The 6717-nt window shown below is 70.8% G+C and carries 3 protein-coding genes; all 3 read right to left on the bottom strand.

All coding sequences use genetic code 11. From position 1 onward, the window contains the following. Positions 1-4326, bottom strand: a 4326-nt coding sequence (locus PKH97_RS12135; RefSeq protein WP_324387726.1) for an ATP-dependent helicase, incomplete at its 3' end; no start/stop codon positions are given. Positions 4327-4378: 52 nt separating this feature from the next. Beyond that, positions 4379-6490: an acyltransferase family protein gene (locus tag PKH97_RS12130; protein ID WP_324387725.1), complete on the bottom strand. Its 2112-nt coding sequence runs from the start codon at positions 6488-6490 to the stop codon at positions 4379-4381. A 73-nt stretch (positions 6491-6563) separates the two neighbouring features. Then, a partial coding sequence (locus PKH97_RS12125) for an MGMT family protein (protein ID WP_324387727.1) occupies positions 6564-6717 on the bottom strand: 154 nt, incomplete at its 5' end.

Below are 6717 nucleotides of genomic sequence, written 5' to 3'. Positions count from 1 at the left end.
CGCCGGGTTCGTGCGATCGCGTGCGACCGCTGATGCGTCGCGTGCCTCGGCCCCGGTCTCGCTACCGGGCCGGCCGGTGGCCTGGCGCAGCGCGTCGACGGCTCCGGTCGTGGCGAACTGGGCGGCGCCGAGCGATTCGACGAAGTAGCCGCGCCGCAACCGTCCGGACTCCTCGGCTGCGGCCAACACGCGATAGATCGCCGCGAACCCGCCGGGCACCTCCTCGGCCGCGATGACCGATCGGGTGACCACCCCATAGCGATCGAGCAGCACCTCCGCGCGTGTCACGGCACGCGCGGTTGCGTCGAGGTCGAGTTCGGGCACGAGAGACCAGCGACCGACCGCGGTCGGCGGCGTGCCTAGCGTGCCCACCGCACGACTCAGCGCGGGCCGCATGCCGGCAAGCGAACCGCGTCGGCCGTAGCGCGTCGCGCGCGGTGCCCGACGCTGATGCTTGTGCGCGCCCCGGTTGGAAGTCAGCAGCCCGCGCACCGGCGCGAAAGTGTCGCCGGTGACCACGCCGGCCCACACCAACGCCCACAGCGCCGCCACGGCTTCGGCCTCGTCGGGCAACGGTGCTGCCGCGGATAGGCCGCGAAGGAAGTAGGCACCTCCGGGTGCGAAGGCCTCCAGCAGCATCAGTGCCCGCGGGTCGGTGACCTCGCCCGGTGGCTGCAGGGTCAGCGGCGCACTCTCGGAAAGGTGGAGCGAGATCCAGCCATCGTCGCCCGGCAGGCTGCCGTGGCCCTGCCAGCAGATCTCGCCGGTCGCGAGCAGTTCGTCGAGGGCGGCCGGCTGGTAACCGCTGACTCGGACCGGCAGGATCAGCGACTCGACCGCGCTCGCCGGCACGATCGCCCCGCTGAGTTGTTCGACGGCCCGCAGGACGCCATCGGTGCCGCGCAGGGGTCCACGGATGCCCTGCCAGGTGGGCAGAAAGCGGGCGTACTGCGCGGTCGGGACCGGCTCCACCTCGGCGCGCAGGCCGGCGAGCGAGCGGCGCCGGATCAGCCGCAGCACCTCCGCATCGCAGAACTCCGTCCCGGCGCCCATGGGGAGGAACTCGCCTTCGGTGACTCGGCCGGTGGAGAGCAGCCGGCGCAGGGCGTCATGCGCGACGGCGGTTCCGATGCCGAGATCGCGGGCCAGATCGGCGAGAAGGAAGGGCGTGTGCGTGCGTGCATAACGAGCCACGAGCTCGCCGAGGGGATCGGCGACGGGTTCGAGGAAGGCGGCCGGCAGGCCTACCGGCAGTGCCACGCCCAACGCGTCGCGCAGCCGGGCGGCGTCCTGAGCCACGGCATACCGTGATTCACCGGCCATCCGCACCTCGATGACCTGCCGGGTCGCGCTCAACTCGGCGAGGATCAGGCCGACGTGACCGCGGATCTCCTCGACCGTGCGGACCTCGATATCGCTTTGGGTCAGGGGCCCGAGCACGCGCAAGAGGTCGGTGATCTCGGGCGCGTCGCGGGCCTGCCGTTCGGGCAACAGTCGTTGGAGTTCGGCGGCCGTGCGCGTGATCGCACCGAGGTCGAGCAACTCGCGAAGCGCCAGGCCTTCGCCCCGGCCGAGCAACTCGGCAAGCAGGGTGGGATCGAGGGCCAGTGCGGCGGCCCGGCGTTCGGCCAGGGGCGAGTCGCCTTCATACAGATATTGGGCGACATAGCCGAACATCAGCGACCGCGCGAAGGGCGAGGGTGCGTCGGAGAGGACGTCGACGGTGCCGACCTTGCGGGCGGCGATCCGCTTCATCAGCGCGACCAGCCCGGGCACGTCGTAGACGTCCTGCAGGCACTCGCGAACGGTCTCGAGCACGATGGGGAAGTCGGGGTAGTTGCTGGCGACCTGCAGCAGGGATGCCGCGCGCTGGCGTTGCTGCCACAGCGGTTGGCGCACCCCCGGCCGGCGGCGAGGCAGGAGCAATGCGCGGGCCGCGCATTCGCGAAAGCGCGAGGCGAAGAGTGCCGAGCCCGGCAATTGGGCGGTGACGAGCGCGTCGATGTCGTCCGGATCGAGGAGGAGCAGGCTGCCGAGCTCAGCCCCGGCGTCGGCGCCGTCGTCGAACTCGACATCGGGCAGGCGCAGGACGATTCCGTCATCGGCGGCCATCGCCTGGACGTCCACCCCGAAGCGCTCGCGCATGCGTGCCGCGATGCACAACGCCCAGGGCGCGTGCACGGGCATGCCGAACGGGGAGTGCAGAGCGACCCGCCAGTCGCCGATCTCGTCACGGAAGCGTTCGATGACGATTGTCGTATCGCTGGGGACCACCCCGGTTGCCGCGCGTTGCTCGGCCAGGTAGGCGATCAGGTTGTCGGCTGCCCACGGATCGAGTCCGGCGGCCTGGGCACGCGCCAGGCCGTCGTCGGCCGCCGCGTGGGCGAGTTCGCGGACGAAGGCGCCGAGCGCGGTGCCGAGCTCGACGGGGCGCCCTTGCGTCTCGCCCTTCCAGAACGGCAAGCGCCCCGGCTCACCGGGCGCGGGGGTGACGAGCACTTGGTCGTGCGTGATCTCCTCGATCCGCCAGCTGGAGGTGCCCAGCGTGAAGACATCCCCGACTCGGGATTCGTAGACCATCTCTTCGTCGAGTTCGCCGACCCGTCGCCCGGCGCCGTCGCCGGCGAGGAAGACGCCGAAGAGCCCGCGGTCGGGAATTGTGCCGCCGCTGGTGACGGCCAGATGCTGGCCACCGCGCCGGGCCGTGATCTCGTCGGCGAGGCGATCCCAGGTGATTCGCGGCCGCAACTCGGCGAACTCGTCGCTGGGATAGCGTCCGGCGAGCATGTCCAGAACGGCATCGAGAACCGTGCGTGAGAGACCGGCATAGGGCGCGGCTCGGCGGACCAGGGCATACAGGTCGGGGACCGACCAGGTGTCCATCGCGGTCATCGCGACGATTTGTTGGGCGAGCACGTCGATCGGATTGGCCGGGATCCTCAACTCCTCGATCGCGCCCGCGCGCATGCGTTCCACGACGACGGCCGTCTGGACCAGATCGCCGCGGTACTTGGGGAAAAAGACTCCGGCCGAGACCGCGCCCACCTGATGCCCGGCCCGCCCGACGCGCTGCAGGCCTGAGGCCACGCTCGGCGGGGATTCGACCTGGATGACCAGATCGACCGCGCCCATGTCGATGCCGAGTTCGAGGGAACTGGTCGCGACGACTGCCGGGAGCCGGCCGGCCTTGAGGGCTTCCTCGATATCGAGCCGCTGCTCCTTGCTCACCGAGCCGTGATGGGCTCGGGCGAGCACCGCCGGCGCGCCGCCGCTGGCGCCGGCCTGAGCCATCACCTGGGCAGGGGTGCGTGCCGGGCGCGGCCGGTCGGCTCGGTGGGCGCCGAGCTCGGCCGCCGGGACATCGAGCAGCGACGCGTCATCGGCAGCCTCGGCTAGGCGCCCCTCCCAGATCTCGTTCAGTCGCGCTGTCAGCCGCTCGGCCAGCCGGCGGGAGTTGGCGAAGATCAGCGTGGAGCGCTGCTGTGCCACGAGGTCGACAATGCGTTCCTCGACGTGCGGCCAGATCGAGGTGCGCCGCTCGGGTCCGGAGGCGGCTCCGGAGAGGTCGCCGCTGACCGCGCCCAGCTCGCCCATGTCCGGCACAGGCACGACGACCTCGAGATCCCAGGCCTTGGTCGCGGGCGGCTGGACGATCTCGACGGGGCGACCGCCGCTGAGAAAGCGCGCGACCTCCTCGACCGGCCGGACGGTGGCGGAGAGCCCGATGCGCTGGGCCGGCTTCGGCAACAGGGCGTCCAGGCGCTCCAGCGAGAGCGCTAGGTGGGCGCCGCGCTTGGTGGCCGCCACGGCGTGGATCTCGTCCAGGATCACCGTCTCGACCCCGGCCAGCGCCGCCCGCGCGTTGGAGGTGAGCAGCAGGAAAAGGGATTCGGGGGTGGTGATCAGGATGTCGCTGGGGGTCCGGGCGAAGGCTCGGCGTTCGGCCGCGGGAGTGTCTCCGGAGCGGACGGCCACGCCGACGTCGGGGACCGGCACACCGAGGCGGGCAGCGGCGTGGCCGATGCCGACCAGGGGCGCCCGCAGGTTGCGCTCGACGTCGACGGCCAGCGCCTTCATCGGCGAGACGTAGACGACGCGGCACCGGCGCAGGGGATCCTCGGGCGCCGGTTGCCGCACGAGCCCGTCGAGCGCCCAGAGGAAGGCCGACAGGGTCTTGCCCGAGCCGGTGGGGGCGACCACGAGCGCGTCGCGCCTTGAGCTGATCGCGGACCAAGCGCCGGCCTGGGCACTCGTCGGCTCGGCGAAGGATCCGCGGAACCACGCTTGGGTCGCCGCGGAGAATCGGGACAGGACGTCATCGGTCATGGCAGGCACAGCCTTGCACGGCCCACCGACAACCCCCGATCGGCGAAGGGGGTCAGCTGGTGGCGACGCCGAGTTCGTGGAGGGCCGCCGCGAGTTTGCGGTCGATCACGGCGCTCAGGGACGCGGCATACGTCGCGGTGATGTGGGACCCCTGCCGCCAGACGAGGACATTGCCGATCACCGGCCAGCACTGCTTCTGCGGGCAGATCCACGGGTTCATGTCGATCAGCCGAGCGGTCGGCACGTCGGTGACAGCCGCGCGCAGAGCCGCGCCACCCGAGCCGTCGTTGAACCGGCCCTTGCACGCGGTCATGAAGTCAGCGGGGTGGTCCAGAACGCACTCATAGACGACCTTGCCGGGCTGGGGGGTGTCATTGAGGACAATGACCGGTACCCCGATCGTGCCCATCGCCGACCAATAGTCGGCGTAGCCGGCGACCATGGTCGCGCGGTCCTCGGTGCCGCTGGGGGTGAAGGCGGTGCCGCGGATGCCGGAGGTGACGATGACGGTGGGCTTCTCGGGCCCGGTGAGGCGATCGAGGACCTTGGCACCCCACTGCTTGCAGATCGTGTAGCGATGGCTGGGGTCCTGGCCGCCGTAGATGAGCGCGGAGCTCCACGGGCACGACGACTTCAGATAGGTCGTGATGGTCCAGCCGTGCGTCGTGGCGAACTTCTCTAGGGCCGGGAACCATTGCGCGCTCTTGGAATCACCGACCAGGGCGATCACCTTCGAGGACGCTTTGGCGCCGTAGGTGCACGTGAAGACGTCGGTGGTCGTCTGTTCGGTCTGGCAGTCGTCGGCATAGAGGGTGGGCGCGTCGGCGGTCGCCTTGAGCGGGTCCGGGGTCATCGCTTCGGGATGCATGTCGATGGTGACCTTGGCCGGTTCGGCGCCGTTGCCGAGGATCTGCGCGCCGAAGGTGCCGGCGGGTGCGGATGCCTCGTCGATGGTCGTGAAGCCGCTCGACCGGCCGGCGAACGCGAGGGCGGCCCCGCAGGCAGCGCCGACCAGCGAGCAGATCAGGCCCAGCACGAGGGCATTGCGGGAGCTGGCGACGACCCATGGGTGAAAGCGCAGCGGGTTCTCGATCAGCTTGTGCGTCAACCACGCCGGTATGACGCTGGCCGTCACCACCGCGACGCCCTGCCACCAGGTCAGGCCGTGCCAGGCCTGTTTGGCGGCCACGACGAGCGGCCAGTGCCAGAGATAGAGGGAATAGGACAGGCCGCCGATCCAGACCATCGGCCGGACGCCGAGCAGACGCACCGGACCGAGGGCGCCTGCGCTCTGGCCACCGAGAATGACGGCCGCCGCACCGAGCACGGGGATCAGGGCCGCGGAGCCCGGCCACGGCGTCCTGGTGGACTGCGTGAACAACCCGACCGCGATCACAGCGAGGCCGCCCCACGCGATGGCGGCTGCAATCGGGGGGCGCAGGCGCGCCCATACGGTCGTCCCGACGGCGACGAGCGCGCCGACGCCCAACTCCCACAACCGGGTGGTGGTGACGAAATACGCGCGGGCCGGGTCGGTCGCAGTGAGATGGATGGACCAGGCGAGGGTGGGAATCACGATTGCGGCGAGGCCGATGGCCAGGGTCGGGCGGATCGGCAACCGGCGGGTGCGGATGAGCAGAGCCAGCAGGAGCAGCAGGATCGGCCAGATGATGTAGAACTGCTCCTCCACCGCCAGGCTCCAGAAGTGCTGGACCGGAGAGGCGGTGGTGTCCTCCGCGAGGTAGTCGACGGACCGGGCGGCCAGGCGCCAGTTGACGACATAGGCCGCGGCCGAGGTGATATCCCAGCCGAAGTCGCGCCAGCTGATCTTCGGCAGGACGATCCAGGTCAGCAAGGTGGTGGTGACCAGGACCGTCGCGGCTGCGGGGAAGAGTCGTTTGGCGCGGCGGGCGTAGAACCCGACCAGCGAGATCCGCCCGGTGCGCTCGACCTCACGGGTGATCTGCCCGGTGATCAGGAAGCCCGAGATCACGAAAAAGATGTCGACACCGGCGAAGCCTCCGGTCAGCCCGCTTAGGCCGGCGTGAAACCACAGCACGGTGCCGACCGCAATCGCGCGCAGGCCCTCGACGTCCGGCCGGAAGCCTTTGGGCTGATGGGTCGTCGACGGCGCAGCGGGTGCGGCATAGGTGGTCGTCGGCAAAGTCGTCCATCATCGGCGTGCGGGCTTCGGGCCCGTCAAGGGTACCCGCCGAGCCGGTCGCGCCCGTTTCGGATCAGGCAGACTCGAGGGAAAGCAGGGTGGCCTTGGCCGGCGCGCAGCCGCGGTACCTGCCGAGGGTCCCGTCGGCCGGGACGACCCGGTGGCAGGGCAGCACGATCGGGAGCGGGTTGGTCGCGCACGCCGACCCCACGGCGCGGGCCGCGCGG

Origin of the sequence: Nostocoides sp. (assembly GCF_035343835.1) — a bacterium.
Lineage (GTDB): Bacteria > Actinomycetota > Actinomycetes > Actinomycetales > Dermatophilaceae > Nostocoides_A > Nostocoides_A vanveenii.
This window is presented reverse-complemented; position numbering and strand designations above follow the sequence as displayed.